Source organism: Acinetobacter sp. YH12135, assembly GCF_013418565.1.
In the GTDB taxonomy this organism is placed as follows: domain Bacteria; phylum Pseudomonadota; class Gammaproteobacteria; order Pseudomonadales; family Moraxellaceae; genus Acinetobacter; species Acinetobacter towneri.
Genome location: NZ_VPBU01000050.1, coordinates 1 through 1,178 on the forward strand (window position 1 = coordinate 1; position 1,178 = coordinate 1,178).

The following is a 1,178-nucleotide window of genomic DNA, read 5'->3' on the forward strand; positions in this document are numbered from 1 at the left end:
GCAAGCATTTATTTGATACTTTGGATGAAGTACAAGATTATGCAACAAACTGGTTGTGGCATTACAACCATGAAAGACCACATCAAGCTAACAAAGGAAAGCCACCTCTAATGGCTGCTTAACCTCTGCTTTTAACTTCGGTTATTTATGGGAGGATTACCATACCACCAACCGTGATATCAACAATACCCAAGAAATTACTCGTGATCAGACCACAGGTATGCTGGATGGTTCAGTAACGATTGATCATCGATTACTGACAGAAGCTGGACGACAGGAGATTATTCAAGAACAGAAGGATTTGCCAGAGAATTTCCGTCAAAGTGCAGAAAATTTAGCACAAGCCTTACCAGCGGGTGAGTATAAAGATAAGGCTTTACAAACACTAAATAATATTCAGGCAAGGCTTTACAATTTACCAAGTGAATATAAAGAAACGGGTGTAGTTGGTGACAAAGTTGCAAGTGAATTGCTCAAACGAGGGATAGAGCCAAAAGAAGTTGAAGCTTTATTTTCTAAATTAGATTTTTTCTATGCAGCAAAAGAGTTTAGTGAAATTCAGAGTCAACTAGATACATTAGCTCAATCTGGTGTTGGTTTAGAAACGATTTTTAAACAACCTAAAATAGGCGTAAATGAACAAGAAGTAATTTATGCGAAAGGAACTGACATTGAGACAAAAGTTACGACCCAAACCACAGTTGGTATGACGATATTAAGCAATATTGCTGATTTAGGAAATAATATAAAGCAGATTAGTGAAGATACTGGAGTTGATTTAGGTACTGTTCAACTTGCGGTAGGACTAATGATTTCAGGCCCAGTCCGTTTAGCAATTGAGACAGGAAAATCTTTAGCTTTAGATAGTGCGGTAGGAGCTGAAATAGCTCAAGGATTTGATGCGCTGGCGACATCATTAACTGCCGCCGCTCATGTTACCAATTCAAATACGATTAATAATTGGACTAATTCAGAGAAAGTTAAAGAAATTGAAGCCTCAACATCTGAAAATAAATTAGATGAATTGAAATTTGCAAATGAAATTGAAAAAAATCTCTGTACACGACAAAAATAGATAACTCATTGAAATAATGTCACAATAATTGTTTTCTAACGACGAATACTATGACACATCTCAATGAGTTATATCTTATCTTAAACAAATCTCTAAAATGGAA

General features: G+C 35.8%; 2 protein-coding genes. Both read left to right on the forward strand.

The window, feature by feature from the left end:
- Window positions 1-122 (forward strand): integrase core domain-containing protein (locus FTU70_RS14235; protein ID WP_179989171.1); only part of this gene is annotated, 122 nt, incomplete at its 5' end.
- A 98-nt stretch (window positions 123-220) separates the two neighbouring features.
- Window positions 221-1,075, forward strand: coding sequence for a hypothetical protein (locus tag FTU70_RS14240; RefSeq protein WP_179990508.1), 855 nt, complete (start codon window positions 221-223; stop codon window positions 1,073-1,075).
- Window positions 1,076-1,178: the final 103 nt, after the last annotated feature.